16 protein-coding genes are annotated in these 13745 nt (G+C 45.7%); 15 read left to right on the top strand and 1 reads right to left on the bottom strand.

The window, feature by feature from the left end:
* Nucleotides 1-331 precede the first annotated feature (331 nt).
* From AC4E8D_RS26340 to AC4E8D_RS26275, 14 genes are all read left to right on the top strand, one after another.
* On the top strand, nt 332-577 hold the full coding sequence (locus tag AC4E8D_RS26340) for a hypothetical protein (RefSeq protein WP_221820826.1): 246 nt from the start codon (nt 332-334) through the stop codon (nt 575-577).
* 103 nt (nt 578-680) lie between these two features.
* A complete protein-coding gene (gene sigY / locus AC4E8D_RS26335) occupies nt 681-1211 on the top strand; it encodes an RNA polymerase sigma factor SigY (RefSeq protein ID WP_076212623.1) in 531 nt (176 codons plus the stop codon).
* Between the two features lie 2 nt (nt 1212-1213).
* Nucleotides 1214-1549: a YxlC family protein gene (locus AC4E8D_RS26330; protein ID WP_221820828.1), complete on the top strand. Its 336-nt coding sequence runs from the start codon at nt 1214-1216 to the stop codon at nt 1547-1549.
* Entirely contained in the window at nt 1542-1772 is a 231-nt protein-coding gene (locus AC4E8D_RS26325; protein ID WP_221820830.1) for a sigmaY antisigma factor component, read from the top strand. Before AC4E8D_RS26330 ends, AC4E8D_RS26325 begins: the two co-directional genes overlap by 8 nt.
* Before the next feature lie 132 nt (nt 1773-1904).
* Nucleotides 1905-2288 carry an ATPase gene (locus tag AC4E8D_RS26320; RefSeq protein ID WP_490205378.1) on the top strand — a complete coding sequence of 128 codons (384 nt, stop codon included), beginning with the start codon at nt 1905-1907 and terminating at the stop codon, nt 2286-2288.
* A 205-nt stretch (nt 2289-2493) separates the two neighbouring features.
* Nucleotides 2494-2781: an Asp-tRNA(Asn)/Glu-tRNA(Gln) amidotransferase subunit GatC gene (gatC, locus tag AC4E8D_RS26315; protein ID WP_036607033.1), complete on the top strand. Its 288-nt coding sequence runs from the start codon at nt 2494-2496 to the stop codon at nt 2779-2781.
* A gap of 27 nt (nt 2782-2808) precedes the next feature.
* Complete coding sequence (gene gatA, locus AC4E8D_RS26310) at nt 2809-4266, top strand: Asp-tRNA(Asn)/Glu-tRNA(Gln) amidotransferase subunit GatA (protein ID WP_036667997.1); 1458 nt, start codon at nt 2809-2811, stop codon at nt 4264-4266.
* Between the two features lie 26 nt (nt 4267-4292).
* Nucleotides 4293-5732, top strand: coding sequence for an Asp-tRNA(Asn)/Glu-tRNA(Gln) amidotransferase subunit GatB (gene gatB, locus AC4E8D_RS26305; protein WP_221820832.1), 1440 nt, complete (start codon nt 4293-4295; stop codon nt 5730-5732).
* A gap of 94 nt (nt 5733-5826) precedes the next feature.
* Nucleotides 5827-6291, top strand: a complete 465-nt coding sequence (locus AC4E8D_RS26300; RefSeq protein ID WP_339305611.1) for a GNAT family N-acetyltransferase — start codon at nt 5827-5829, stop codon at nt 6289-6291.
* Nucleotides 6292-6323: 32 nt separating this feature from the next.
* Nucleotides 6324-7034, top strand: a complete 711-nt coding sequence (locus AC4E8D_RS26295) for an MgtC/SapB family protein (RefSeq protein ID WP_076212609.1) — start codon at nt 6324-6326, stop codon at nt 7032-7034.
* A 147-nt stretch (nt 7035-7181) separates the two neighbouring features.
* Nucleotides 7182-7775: a hypothetical protein gene (locus tag AC4E8D_RS26290; RefSeq protein WP_339305610.1), complete on the top strand. Its 594-nt coding sequence runs from the start codon at nt 7182-7184 to the stop codon at nt 7773-7775.
* 26 nt (nt 7776-7801) lie between these two features.
* Nucleotides 7802-9211 (top strand): DUF4097 family beta strand repeat-containing protein, encoded by a 1410-nt coding sequence (locus AC4E8D_RS26285; protein ID WP_490205377.1) that lies wholly within the window; start codon nt 7802-7804, stop codon nt 9209-9211.
* Between the two features lie 167 nt (nt 9212-9378).
* A complete protein-coding gene (perR, locus tag AC4E8D_RS26280) occupies nt 9379-9801 on the top strand; it encodes a peroxide-responsive transcriptional repressor PerR (protein WP_026081471.1) in 423 nt (140 codons plus the stop codon).
* 140 nt (nt 9802-9941) lie between these two features.
* Nucleotides 9942-11672 carry a glycosyl hydrolase family 18 protein gene (locus AC4E8D_RS26275; RefSeq protein ID WP_221820840.1) on the top strand — a complete coding sequence of 577 codons (1731 nt, stop codon included), beginning with the start codon at nt 9942-9944 and terminating at the stop codon, nt 11670-11672.
* A 264-nt stretch (nt 11673-11936) separates the two neighbouring features.
* Here AC4E8D_RS26275 and AC4E8D_RS26270 read toward each other — a convergent pair whose 3' ends face one another.
* Nucleotides 11937-12317, bottom strand: a complete 381-nt coding sequence (locus AC4E8D_RS26270) for a DUF2614 family zinc ribbon-containing protein (RefSeq protein ID WP_221820841.1) — start codon at nt 12315-12317, stop codon at nt 11937-11939.
* 122 nt (nt 12318-12439) lie between these two features.
* Between AC4E8D_RS26270 and AC4E8D_RS26265 the strand changes: the two genes are divergently transcribed.
* Nucleotides 12440-13318 carry a nucleotidyltransferase-like protein gene (locus tag AC4E8D_RS26265; RefSeq protein WP_036607052.1) on the top strand — a complete coding sequence of 293 codons (879 nt, stop codon included), beginning with the start codon at nt 12440-12442 and terminating at the stop codon, nt 13316-13318.
* The last annotated feature ends 427 nt before the right edge of the window (nt 13319-13745 follow it).

The raw sequence follows: 13745 nt of genomic DNA, 5'->3' as shown, positions 1-13745 counted from the left end.
ATACGTGAAGAAAGTCTGGACAAGTGACAACTTTTTCATTAGAATAGCAATTAGTTGTTACAAGCGTTAAGGCATCATCTAACTGAAGCATTACCAAGAAACACCCAACCTCGCGAAGCACGCAGACTGTGGTCTATACCCGGTTTGCGTTCTTTTTTTGTTTTCAGCCCCTTTTTATCGCAGAATTAGCCTTTTTTACGCTACATAGAGATGTAAGATGCGCTTCATCACAAGCCAGTTTGAGACCAATAGCAAGTTAGCAGCAAATAGAGATTGATTTAGAAATAATAAATTTAAGAAATAGTAGATCATGAGAGTGGGGAATATCAAAGTGGAGAAACCAAGAGTTATTCCGTTGAATCAGCGTGTCGAGTATCCGATCATTGAAGAAAACCGTCGTATATTGGAAAGTGGGAAAAGAGAAACGGGTACTGAGCAAGCTTTAATACATAACCCTGGCTTGGCCAATGAAGTGATAAAGTCTCAGCAGAATATATGGACAAGCCGTGTTTTAAAAAACGGAGCCCGCAACCAACCGTGGTTCGACAAGCTGCAGGATTACCGGAATCAAGTCTGATTGCCTGGGAAATTGTCGGGTTTAATTTTTTTTTAAATTTCATTGAACGTTTTTGCAGAGCCTGTCGTATTAACTCCAGATTGAACGGGAAGAAGGTGATTTCATGATAAAGGCAGCTGAGCTGGAAGAGGTACGCAGAGCAGTATCGGGAGACGATAGCGCACTCGCAGCGTTGTTGCAACGTCACTACACGTTTGTGTATAAGTATCTTGTGAAAGTGACAATGGACGCTAACCTCGCAGAAGAGACGGTGCAGGATACGATGATTCGTTGTATGGAAAATATCCATCGATATGATGGCACGTCTGCCTTTTCATCATGGATGATCACCATTGCGACCCGCATCTATATCGATAAGACAAGACGTAAGAAGAGAGAACAGAACTGGCTTGCTCTCATCCGGGATCAGGCCGTACGTCGATTCCGTTGGCAGCTTGAGACTCGGAATGAAGAATGGACAGATGTCATGGATGCGATGACAAGACTGACACCCGAACATCGTGTTGCAGTGCTACTGAAGCATTATTATGGATACGGATATGACGAGATCGGGGAAATGCTGGGTATTCCTGCGGGAACGGTGAAGTCACGCACAGCTTATGGTCTCCGTCAGTTAAGAAAGGAGCTGGAATAAGGATGAGCAGATCAGATGATGCACAAGAACAAGAAGTTGTAGAACGATTGCAGCAACACATGAAAGTGCTGGATGATGCATTTGAGCCGACAAGTATTCCTTCCTTGGGTTCACTTGAAGCTCAAGTCAGGGAACGTAAACAGATTAGACGTCGAGCCAATTGGATTGAGATTATATGTTTCTGGTTGGTTGGATTGCTTGCGATTACCTTCGGGGCATTATTTTTTGTATCTGCTCCAGCTCTATACCTGGGAATCCAGGCTCTTGGTACAGCTGTTGCGGTGATTTTGGTTGTGATTTGGGCTGGACGGCGCCGGAAGGAGGTTCATCATGAATAAAATGCATTATTCGTTGGATGAGGTTTCTCCACTATGGCTTACATTGCTTGGCATTTTTCTTCTGGTTCAGGGCACATGGATCTTTCAGGACGCACGCAGACGTGGACGTTTCCCTTGGTTATGGGGATTATGGGGCATCACGGGATTTCCCACGCCGCTCATTATATACTGGTTTGTCGTGATTCGATCACAGCGCAAGCCAGGTGCACGTAATCCGAAATAACATCATTTTAAAAATGGAAAAAAAGATTTTGCACAAATATGTTGTTTAATTCTAGTATTCCTAGACATCGTTATTCTTTTCTAGTAGACTATACAAATAAATATTAATGATAGACTACCAGGAGGTTAGACGATGCTGCGATTAGGAGAGAAGGTTGTCATCGTCGCGGATGCGTTTGAGCAGAATCTTCCTGTGGGGGAATATGGTTTCATCATCGCTTATGACCGGAATCCGGACAATGCGTTCGATTACGTGCTTCGAGTGCCGCAGGTAAACCGGAACTTTTTTGTTCCATCCGGCGACGTCGATCTGGAAGAGGTTCTGCTGAAGCAGGAAGCTGAGCGGGTCGAGCGAGAAGCGTTGATAGATTACGCCCTTGCGACACACAATGAGAAGCTGTTTCATCATCTGATGAACGGAGATTTTCAAGCTGTGGAAGAGGAAGAGGAAACCGCGAACGATGTTATGTCACAGACGGATTTTATAAAGCAGGTTAATCTGCGTGCATGGATTTAGAATTTTAAGAGTCGGCTGATGCCGGCTCTTTTTTATTTTATAAGTTTGATTTCAGCTTCCCGGAAGCCTGTCAGGTCATTTGCATTGAATTGTCGAACTATCTCACCTATAATGAAAAAAGTTATCTTGAGACTTTAGCCCGTTAAACGAGCGATTCGTTTCAGGTCGTTTCGGGAATCAGAATGAATGAAGGAGGCATCCGCTAATGAGTATTTCGAATAATGACGTTCAGCATGTGGCCAAGCTGGCCCGGCTCAACTTGACTGCTGAAGAAGAACAGACCCTGACAGGTCAGCTGAACGCGATTTTAAAATATGCAGAAAAGCTGAATGAGCTGGATACGGAAGACATCGAGCCCACCACTCACGTTCTGCACGTAAGCAATGTTATGCGTGAAGATGAGACCAAAGAAAGCCTGTCGATTGAACAGGTGATGCGCAATGCACCGGAAGAAGAAGATGGGCAGTTTAAAGTGCCTGCTGTAATGGAATAACGGATAACCGGAAGGAGGACAAAAACTGTGAGTTTATTTGAACAATCGTTGCCTGAGTTACATAACAAGCTGCATGCCAAAGAACTGTCGGTCAGCGATCTGGTGGATCAGGCGTATCAGAACATTGGCGCGCATGATGATAAAGTTAAGGCATATTTGGCTCTGGATGAAGAACAAGCACGCGCTCGTGCACGTCAACTGGACGACCGTCTGGTTAGCGGCGAGGAGAAAGGTTTGCTTTTTGGTCTGCCTGTAGGTATTAAGGATAACATCGTTACGAACGGACTGCGCACGACGTGTGGCAGCCAATTCCTTCGTAATTTCGACCCGGTGTATGACGCGACAGTTGTCGAGAAATTGAAAGCTGCGGACACCGTAACTATTGGTAAACTTAACATGGACGAATTCGCCATGGGCGGCTCCAATGAGAATTCAAGTTTCTCCCCTGTACGTAATCCATGGGCACTTGATCGTGTTCCAGGAGGTTCCAGCGGTGGTTCTGCAGCAGCTGTAGCTGCGGGAGAAGCATACTTCACGCTTGGATCAGATACAGGTGGCTCCATCAGACAGCCTGCTTCGTATTGCGGTGTTGTTGGATTGAAGCCAACGTACGGACTTGTTTCCCGCTTTGGATTGGTTGCATTTGCATCATCCCTGGATCAGATTGGTCCTTTGACGAAAAATGTTGAAGATTCTGCTTATGTATTGCAGGCCATTGCTGGTTATGACGCCAAAGATTCGACATCTGCAAAAGTAGAGATCCCGGATTATTTGAGTGGACTGACAGGTGATGTTAAAGGGCTTCGTATTGCTGTTCCGAAAGAATACATCGGTGAAGGCGTCGATCCACAAGTGAAAGAGACAGTTTTGTCTGCATTGAAAGTTCTTGAAGGGCTCGGGGCAACATGGGAAGAAGTATCCCTTCCGCATACCGAATATGCGGTGGCTACGTATTACCTGCTGGCTTCTTCAGAGGCTTCTTCCAACTTGGCACGATTTGATGGCGTGCGTTATGGCGTACGTGCTGACAATCCGGATAACTTGCTGGATCTGTATCATCAGTCCCGCAGTCAAGGGTTTGGTCCGGAAGTGAAACGACGCATTATGCTTGGAACATATGCACTCAGCTCGGGTTACTATGATGCCTATTATCTGAAAGCACAGAAAGTTCGTACATTGATCAAACAGGATTTCGACAATGTATTTGCCAAATATGATGTCATTATCGGACCAACTGCGCCAACTACGGCGTTCAAACTGGGTTCACAGGTGGATGATCCACTTACGATGTATCTGAACGATATTTTGACGATTCCAGTCAACCTGGCTGGTGTACCTGCCGTTAGCATTCCATGTGGATTCTCGGATGGATTGCCTGTTGGCCTGCAGATTATCGGTAAAGCCTTTGATGAAACAACCGTATTGCGTGTAGCGCATGCGTTTGAACAAAATACAGAATTCCACAAGCAGCGTCCGCAGCTGTAGACTGCCCGGAACGGAGGAATATAGAAATGTCCGCATCTAAATATGAAACGGTCGTTGGACTTGAAGTCCATGTGGAGTTGCATACCAACTCCAAAATTTTCTGCGGCTGCTCCACAGCTTTTGGAGCTCCGCCGAATACACATACCTGCCCGGTCTGTCTCGGACATCCGGGCGTACTGCCTGTCCTGAATCGTCAGGCGGTAGACTACGCCATGAAGGCAGCGATGGCCCTGAATTGTACGATTGCTGATGTCAGCAAGTTTGACCGTAAAAACTACTTTTACCCCGATTCACCCAAAGCTTATCAGATCTCGCAATTTGATCAACCAATCGGTGAGAACGGCTGGATTGATATCGAAGTGAATGGTGAAACGAAACGAATTGGCATCACACGTCTTCACTTGGAAGAAGATGCAGGGAAGCTTACACATATCGATGGCGGATACGCGTCTTTGGTGGACTTCAACCGTGTCGGTACACCACTGGTGGAGATTGTATCCGAACCTGAGATTTCTTCTCCGGAAGAAGCACGTGCGTATCTTGAAAAATTGCGTGCCATCATGCAGTACTGTGATGTATCGGACGTGAAGATGGAAGAAGGTTCACTGCGTTGTGACGCCAACATCAGTTTGCGTCCACATGGACAGGAGAAGCTGGGAACAAGAGCCGAACTGAAAAACATGAACTCCTTCCGTGGTGTTCAACGTGGTCTCGAATATGAACAATATCGCCAAGCTGAAATTCTGGATGATGGCGGTGAAGTGGTTCAGGAGACGCGTCGCTGGGACGAAGCTCAAGGGAAAACACTGTCGATGCGTGGTAAGGAACAGGCGCATGACTATCGTTATTTCCCGGACCCGGATCTCGTGAAGCTGCATATTGATGAAGCCTGGAAAGAGCGCATCAAGGCTACCATACCTGAGCTCCCAGACGAACGTAAAGCTCGTTATACGGCTGATTACGGATTGCCTAGCTATGATGCAGAGGTTATTACTTCATCCAAGGCTATAGCTGATCTTTTCGAAGATAGCTTGAAATTCACTCAGGATGCCAAATCCGTATCCAACTGGATCATGGGCGACTTGCTGGGTTACCTGAATACGAGCAATCTTGAGGTGACTCAGGTCCCACTGACAGGTCAAGGCTTGGGTGAGATGATCGGACTGCTGGAGAAGGGCACCATTAACAGCAAAATCGCCAAAACGGTATTCAAGGAGATGCTGGAGAGCGGCAAGCTTCCACAGCAGATCGTTGAAGAGAAGGGTCTTGTGCAGATTAGTGATGAAGGTGCCATTCTTGCCATCGTTGAGCAGGTTGTGGCGAACAATCCTCAATCTGTGGAAGATTATAAGGCTGGTAAACAGAAAGCCATTGGTTTCCTCGTTGGTCAAGTTATGAAAGAAAGTAAAGGCAAGGCGAATCCCGCCCTCGCCAACCAACTGCTTGCAGATGTACTGAACCGCTAATCCTTCCGGTGAGGCCGGACAGAAAGAGGCTCGTCCCTGTGACAGCCTCTTTTTGTTATGAAAGAGACGAAGTAATTCAGACGGGGGAACGGATATGAACATTCAATCATTGTCATTACGTGATCTGGAGACGTTGGGACAGTTATGGAGACTTCAACATGTAGCTTATCGATTGGAAGCTGAAATCATCGGATTTCAGGAGATTCCTCCTTTGATGGATACGATGGAGACACTTCGGGATTGTGGAGAGCGTTTTTATGGTTGTATCCATGGTGACGGAGAGCTTATCGGAGCTGTCGCTGTAGCAGAGGAAGAGGAGAATACACTGACCATTACACGAATGATGGTGCACCCGGATCACTTTCGCAAGGGAATTGCGGCATCTTTGATGACGTATGTGTTGGAACAGCATGCGGATCTTCCGCGTTATATCGTCTCCACAGGAACGTTGAATCAGCCCGCAGTGAATCTGTACACCAAATTTGGTTTTAATCCCGTGGAAGTCACACAGATTGCACCCGGAGTGGAATTAACTACTTTTCACAAGAATAAACTTTAATAATATTAACAACTTGAGGAGGAATACCGACTTTGGGCGATCCCTGGTTCATTGATGAGTGGCACATTTTATTACGATTATTGCTGGCTATGCTGCTTGGAGGGCTCGTAGGCCTGGAGCGGGAACGGTCCAATCATGCTGCCGGTTTGCGTACCCATATCCTGGTATGTCTTGGCTCTGCACTGATTATGATGTTGTCTGTTTATGGTTTTAAAGATTTTGCTAATGAATTAAATGTAAGGATCGATCCAGCGCGTCTGGCTACTGCTGTAATTACTGGTGTCGGATTCCTGGGAGCAGGGACAATTCTCTTTACGGGAAAATCCATTACCGGACTGACTACAGCTGCTTCAATTTGGGTTGTTGCAGCCATTGGGCTCGCAGCAGGTGCGGGATTCTTTTTTGCATCGATCGTATCTACCGTCCTGGTATTGCTTAATCTCTGGGTATTTAACAAACTGGAGCTGAGGTATTTACGAGGGAATAAGATGCATGTCGTTACACTTCATACGTTGTCAGAACCCGGTTTTCTGGAACAACTGTCTTCATGTATGGAGCAGGAGAAGATCAAGATCCGTAAAATTACTGTGAATGAACAAGACCTGGCATATGCAGAGATGATATCGGTTGAACGCAAAATTGAGATTGTGCTGCATGTCCAGGTACCGCATGATTTCGAAACAGTAGGCTTGGTATCCAAGTTAAGACAATGGGAACACGTTACCAAGGTGTCGATCGAATAAATGAATTACAACCCTCCACAGGCCAGTAGTGCCGGAGGGTTTTTGATCATATCCATATTTCTTCCAGTTACTCTCCTTGCTCTTTAGGGTACTATCTAACCAAATGCATGAAGAGCGGAAGGTCAGATCAGAAGAGAGGAGTATGTTATGAAACGGAGACGTCAATTGAACAAAAAGACCCGTACAGTTCAGACCAAACCGGTCAGAAATCGGGCTCACAAGTTTATTGCGGGATTACTGAGTGCCATTATCCCTGGGCTGGGTCATATTTATCTGAGATTGTACATGAGGGGTTTGACCTTTATGCTGCTTGTTTTGCTTGATCTGTCAGCAGTGTTGTACTTCTCATCCATTGGAATACAGATCAATGTGCCATTGCTCATCTTGCTGGCTTTGTGTATCCCGGTTATTTACTTTTACAATGTATATGATGTGTTGCAATCTGCAGATTGGGTCATGATGCGCAGACGTAGAGCAGTGACCCAGGCAACTTCGGACAAGCCGATAACCAATGAACGTTCTACAAGAGATGCAATGATGGTCTGGGAGAGAGGCATATCGTTTGGATTACTTCTGATTGTGGGAGGGTCTTTGATGGTGCTGTTTTTCCGCAAACCACGTTGGTTTCAAGAGATTCTCGCCATGTACGGTGGATATTCATTTGCGGTTCTCATGATCGTAGGCGGTTTGCTATTGTTTGGTCGTGAGTTCTGGGTGATGTTGAACAAGAAAAAAATGTAGTGGAAATGATACGAGGAGGGAACGTGATGAACCGTAAAGTCCGGGTTGGCCGCTATACGGCTGCCGCCTTAATCATAGCGGTCGGTGTGCTGTTGATTTTGGATAAACGGTGGGGAACTGACTATGTATATGAGATGGTGGACTGGTGGCCATTTTTGCTCGTTGTTTTGGGTGTTGAATATATTGCGCTGTTCCTGTGGACACGCAGAAGAAACAAGGTGCAATCGGATAACCCGAGCAATCCTGATGAGCAAATCAAAGTACGTTTCAGACCCGATGCCAAAGGCATTCTAACCTCACTGATTTTGGCGGCTTCCGTATTTATCGTCACCGAGCAGGATCACTACATGCACTTATGGAATAGAGTGAGTCTAAATCTCGGAGCGGCATCCATGGACTACAGTCAAGCGGCAGGATATATGGAGGATAAGGGCACGATTCGTGTACCTGTTCGCATGGATACGTCGGATCTTGTGGTCGAAGGTGTCAACGGAGATATCTCGGTACAACGCGGAGATACGGATGAGATTGAAGTACGAACGGTGATCTGGGTAGATCAGACGACGGAAGTACAGGCAAAGGCCGTTGCAGCAGCCTCTTTTGTAGAGACCGATGGTACAAAAGTAATTTATATCAAAGCTACAGGCAAGACGTATGGAGACAATGAAAAAACGCAGCCACGGATGAATCTTACCATTACGATCCCGGATGATCGTCGTTTTAATCTGGATATTCGAACTTCCAATGGAGCCATATTATTAAACCGTCCGGAAGCCATTAGTACCATACTGGCCGAAACGGGTAATGGACGTATCCGGATTACCAATGCTGTTGGAGATATCTCCGGGAAAACGTTGAATGGGGATGTCATTGTAGCCAATGCCATTGGTAATGTCGATCTGGACAGTAACCGTGGAGACATGAAGGCTCGCGGTATTTCCGGCGATGTAGATCTTGCTACACAAGTGGGAAGTATCAGTATTGCCGACTCCGTTGGTCAATTCATCGCAGAGACACGCAACGGCAATATTACGCTGGATGGAGCCAATCTGGGAATCAAAGCCCAATCGCTTAATGGCAGTATTAACATCGTATCTACCAAAGTCGGAGGGGACTGGGATGTGTACAGTGCGGTGGGAGCCATTAACGTATTACTTCCTGATCGTGGAGACTACAGTCTTGCGGGTTCCAGCAGTTATGGAGATCTAAGTACGGATCTGCCTTTCAAAGTACAGAATAAAACCATAGAAGGCCAGCTCGGTGAGGGCGAGTACAGGGTGAAAATTGAAGGGAACAGTGATCTCACCATTCAGAGCAACCCGGCTGTATCTACGCCTGAAACAGTTACACCTGATTCTGAACATACGGCTGAGAATCTGGAACAGACTACCGAGGACGGACCAAATTCCCAGCTGGATTCTACAGAGGTTCCTTGACTGCCGCGTTGACAATAAACTTGTAATCGCCGTACAATAAATATACACTGGCAAGATTACACGGCATGAAAGATGGATTGTCGTTTTTAATGGCCGGGAATCAACTCTGAGCGAGGAGACAGTAACTTACTCTTCACCAGAGAATGAAAGGTAAGGCGGTGGGTTTTATGGCAACACGTGTCCAACATGCGTTGGAGCATCTGAAAACGACCGGTGTCCGTATTACACCCCAGCGTCATGCCATATTGAACTATCTGATGGAATCCATGGGGCATCCGACAGCCGATGAAATTTACCGAGCCCTTGAACCCCAATTTCCCAGTATGAGCGTGGCAACGGTATATAATAATTTGAAGATGTTTCTGGAAGCTGGCATGGTCCGGGAATTGACATACGGAGATAATTCAAGTCGCTTCGATGCCAATGTGACGGATCATTATCATGTTATCTGTGATCAATGCGGCAAGATTGAAGACTTCAGCTATCCTTCACTCAAAAGTGTAGAGCTTCAGGCGGAGTCTAGTACAGGATTCGAAGTACACGGTCACCGATTGGAAGTATATGGCGTTTGCAAAAGTTGCAGGGATTAAGAGAGTTGAATTACAATATTAACGTGCAGAATTCAGTATGGATTCTTCACGTTTTTTTTTAGCATTTATGCAAAATGCTCATCTTTATAACAACTTATGCGCACATCCTTATGATCAGCATAATTAACGGAGGTAGACGTTTGGGTAGAAAAAGCAGATATACACGTCAGAAGCGACGTTCATTTTGGCCCGGTTTTCTCGGGGCTTGTCTGATCGCCGGGGGGGCTTACTGGCTTATAACAAATGTATGGTTGAACCAGACCCATGAAGACCCCGACTGGGTAGGAAGAAGCCAACCTATTTTTGTAGATGGGCAACTGATGGATGGAGACGCTCTGGGTACAGGAGATCAACTCAAGTTACCTGTAGATGTGCTGCAAGAAGCGATTGATGCAGGCATACGTTATGAATCAGAAACGGGAGATATCATTATTGCCTCTCCTCAGCGAGTCCTTCATATGAAAGATGGAAGCACACAAGCAGAACTTAATCACAAAGATTATCCCATGACAGTTAAGCCTGAGGTTAAGGACGGAGAAGCCTATATTCCGCTCAAACCTTTGAAAGAAGTATATGGCATAACCGTACAGGAAGATCCAGTAACAGGTGCTGTGCTGCTGATGCGTGGAGGGGACATGATTCAGTATGCAGAGATTGATACGTTATCATCCAAAGCGGACAAGACCGTGCCGTTATATAAACGTGGGGGAGAATCCTCACCAATCATTGCCGACATAGAGAAGGCTGCACGGGTACGTGTATGGCAGACGGGGGATGAACAGAGCTTTGTTCAACTCGATAATGGGTATGCCGGATATGTAGATAATGATTATATTGTCCTCACCGAGAAAAAGAAGGTGGACTTGCCCAAGTATACGCTGACAGCAGCAGAGAAGAAGTGGCAGAATAAACCGGTAAATCTGGTTTGGGAGGCTGTGTACAATCGTCAGCCTGATGTGAGTTCTATCGGTAAGATGCCTGGTGTGAATGTGGTCAGCCCCACATGGTTTCATATTACGGATGGACAGGGCACTGTGAAAAGCAAGGGAAACCAAGCTTATGTGAACTGGGCTCACCGTTCGGGTATGGAAGTATGGGGACTCATGGATAACAGCTTTGATCCGGACATTACAAAAGAAGCTGTAGCTTCTTACGAGACACGCACTCATATTATTGAGCAGATGTTAGAGTATGCACAGACGTATCAACTGGACGGTATCAACATCGACTTTGAGAATGTGTATACAGATGACGGGCCGAACATTACGCAATTTGTGCGCGAGATCAAGGCGATGGCACGTATACATGGATTGATGTTATCGATCGATGTAACACCAAAATCAAACAGTGAGATGTGGTCTGCCTTTCTGGACCGCCGTGCATTAGGTTCTTTTGCAGACTATGTTATTGTGATGGCTTATGATGAACATTGGGCGGCCAGTCCCAAGGCAGGTTCGGTAGCGTCTCTGCCTTGGACCGAGGCTTCCATGAGACGCATACTTGAGGAGGATGAAGTCCCTTCTAACAAGTTAATCATGGCGGTTCCACTCTATACCCGGATATGGACGGAAGAGACGAATGATCAGGGTGAGGTTAAAGTGTCTTCCAAAGCGGTGGGCATGAATGCCATTGTGGAGCTGATCCAAGAGAAGAAACTCAAATCTGAACTGGATCAGGCAAGTGGACAGAACTATGTGGAATATAAGGAAGACGGAGCTACCAAGAAAATATGGATCGAAGATGCCGTGTCCCTTCAGGCGCGGGTGGATTTGATTGCTTCGTTGAAGCTGGGCGGAGTAGCTGCGTGGAATCGGAGTTTTGCTAATGCCTCTGCATGGGAGGTATTAAAGCAGGCCGGTTACCAGAAATAATTTACTCGAACTCAGAGTGTCTGATTGCTTTAATTTATTTTCGCTAAGCTCAAAGTTTCTCCTTGGGTACCATCATACGTGCAGTCTACCGTTTTATTGGTCGTAGAACTTATAATTTAACTTCATATTTTAGCTATTGATAACAGCAATAAGGACTCACTTATAAGCCAAGTCCAAAAAGGTCCGGTAAACATACCGGGCCTTTTTTTTGTTCTTCAATGAAATTAAGGGAAAAGAAATTTAGCGGTTGGAGATCATTTCATGCTAACCATCGGTGGGGGGAACTTGTGTAGAAGGCGCTTTCAGTTGTTGACTGGTCATGTTGGCCTTATTAGGGTCCAGGGTGAGGATGGTATGACAGAACATACAACGATCTGTTTTGCCAAGCATTTTGGTTAACTTCCCGCATTCCGGACAGTCGACTTGTACTGCACTGGTGGAGAGCATACCCGCCCAGAAATAAATGGCTAGACTGGCCATCATGGCAATCAGTCCGATGACGAGCCCTACAGCTGCGAAAACTTTGCCTGCATGTCCCCAGAAAACAATCCCGGCTGTTCCCAGTATCATTAGGCCCATACCTAGCATGGTCAGTAGTAATCCCCAAGTGCGAAAAGCATTAATTTTTGCTGATTTAAAAATCATGAAAAATGCTCCTATCGTATGAGTAGTATCGGACCTGGAAAAGAAGGAAACTTCAGTCTGGATGTAGAATTACATTATAACTGACTTGGCGCTTATCTGCCATGAAATGTATGGAGGGAATCGTGGAATTAAAGAACCTTGCTTTTTTGTCCGAACAGTCGGAAGAGACAGGGGCAGTTGGGGCTATCGCTTATTCCCACCCGGGAGAGCGATTCCACGGCTCCCTAATTCAAGATTTCGAATTATTAGTACTTGTTGTTCATAATGATGATCAATTGAAGTCGGCAGTGGGACATTACAGATATGGTGATCTTCGTTATCAGATGATCTATGCGAGCCGTCATGAATTAAAGAGTAGTGTAGTTACCGGGAATCATAATAATCTCACCCAGTGTCTGATTGAAGGTGAGATTATCTGGGAAGCGGACAGCGCCTTAAGTGATTTGCGAGAAGAACTGTCTACCTTTGGGGCAGAATTGCGTGAGCAGAAGTTGCTTCATGAATTCACCAGTTTCTTGAGAATGTACGTGGAGGCCAAACGTCATATTCAGGAAGGTCATGTTGTAGACGCCTATTACAATGTATTAGAGGCTCTGGGGAACTGGGCAAGAATTGTATTGATTGAACAGGGGATATACCCGGATCATGCCGTCTGGACACATGTGCAGAATCTGGATCGCGCTTTATGGAAACTATATCAAGAGCTTACCGTAAGCTCGGAGACGCTGGAGCAGCGAGTAGAGCTTGTCCTGCTTGCCTGTGAGTTTTCCGTAATGTCCAAAATGAGTGAATGCTCAGAATTGCTGCTGCGTGTGTTAAGAAGTCGCAAGGAGCCGTGGAGCATGAATGAGCTTGTTCATCATCCGCAGTTAAGATTTGTTCGAGAAGATCTGCCTTTGGTGATACGTAAGCTGGTCTTTCGTTCTATTGTAAAAGAATCGGCAGGATGGCCATCGATCGGAGGAGAGGGCCGGGAGATTCGGTATTGGATTGAGGCATAACCTTCTCCAGAAGCCTGACATTATATTGATCACATAAGGGAGGGGAAACCTTCCTTTTTTGTTTGTTTAATAATTTATAAAAAGATGTTGACTCTCATTCACGATATATGATACATTATATTTCGTTCCCCAAACGAGATTATCGCCAACAAATGATAATTTCTTCAGAGGAAAAGTGAAGAACTAAAGCTTCAAAAAAGAAATTAAAAAAAGTTCTTGACGAAAACAAACGAAATGTGTTACATTATTTAAGTCGCCGCCGAAACTTGGTTGAGACGAAAAAGAAGTAAAACAAATCGTGTTTGATCTTTGAAAACTGAACAACGAGTGAGTGAACATTCTGCTTGCAGAATGAACGCGAAAGTTGAGAAGGCCTTGGCTTGGATCGACTGGAGCACAAATGAGATTTTTAATCTCGTCAGATTCA

Source organism: Paenibacillus sp. SRL342 (assembly GCF_984798905.1).
Note: the sequence above shows the minus strand (reverse complement) of the source record. Positions and strands in the feature narration are given on the sequence as shown.

Bases quoted from the DNA above. Each gene is read 5' to 3' on its own strand.
- sigY (WP_076212623.1), top strand. From the start codon at position 681: ATGATAAAGGCAGCTGAGCTGGAAGAGGTACGCAGAGCAGTATCGGGA.
- AC4E8D_RS26330 (WP_221820828.1), top strand. From the start codon at position 1,214: ATGAGCAGATCAGATGATGCACAAGAACAAGAAGTTGTAGAACGATTG.
- AC4E8D_RS26325 (WP_221820830.1), top strand. From the start codon at position 1,542: ATGAATAAAATGCATTATTCGTTGGATGAGGTTTCTCCACTATGGCTT.
- AC4E8D_RS26320 (WP_490205378.1), top strand. From the start codon at position 1,905: ATGCTGCGATTAGGAGAGAAGGTTGTCATCGTCGCGGATGCGTTTGAG.
- gatC (WP_036607033.1), top strand. From the start codon at position 2,494: ATGAGTATTTCGAATAATGACGTTCAGCATGTGGCCAAGCTGGCCCGG.
- gatB (WP_221820832.1), top strand. From the start codon at position 4,293: ATGTCCGCATCTAAATATGAAACGGTCGTTGGACTTGAAGTCCATGTG.
- AC4E8D_RS26300 (WP_339305611.1), top strand. From the start codon at position 5,827: ATGAACATTCAATCATTGTCATTACGTGATCTGGAGACGTTGGGACAG.
- AC4E8D_RS26290 (WP_339305610.1), top strand. From the start codon at position 7,182: ATGAAACGGAGACGTCAATTGAACAAAAAGACCCGTACAGTTCAGACC.
- AC4E8D_RS26285 (WP_490205377.1), top strand. From the start codon at position 7,802: ATGAACCGTAAAGTCCGGGTTGGCCGCTATACGGCTGCCGCCTTAATC.
- perR (WP_026081471.1), top strand. From the start codon at position 9,379: ATGGCAACACGTGTCCAACATGCGTTGGAGCATCTGAAAACGACCGGT.
- AC4E8D_RS26270 (WP_221820841.1), bottom strand. From the start codon at position 12,317: ATGATTTTTAAATCAGCAAAAATTAATGCTTTTCGCACTTGGGGATTA.